This window comes from Tamlana crocina (assembly GCF_012037625.1).
The window spans coordinates 1-341 of record NZ_JAAVJS010000579.1; the positions used below are offsets into that span (position 1 = coordinate 1).

1 pseudogene is annotated in these 341 nt (G+C 42.8%); it reads left to right on the forward strand.

Going from position 1 to position 341, the window contains the following annotated elements:
• Positions 1-258, forward strand: a pseudogene (locus HC176_RS18125) (biotin synthase BioB); the annotation flags it as partial.
• Positions 259-341: the final 83 nt, after the last annotated feature.

Below are 341 nucleotides of genomic sequence, written 5' to 3' on the forward strand. Positions count from 1 at the left end.
TTCTTTGCAGGGGCCAATTCAATTTTTGCGGGAGATAAGCTCTTAACGACTCCAAATCCCGATGTTAATGAAGATATGGAGATGTTCAGGGCTTTGGGATTAAATCCGCAGAAGCCATTTGTGAAAAAATCCCAACCTGAAACTGTGGCGGCAGAAGATTCTAAATTTAAAAATTTAGGAGAAAAGCCTAAATGGTCACGCCCGGGACATGTGATCGAAAGGAACCTGGAGGCGCAGAAAGCCAGGGCCAAAAGCTGAGCAAATCGGAAAAATCAACACCGGAAATTGATCAAAAGCAGATGAATGATGAATGCAGGATTTCAATTAACTGATGTTCCCAG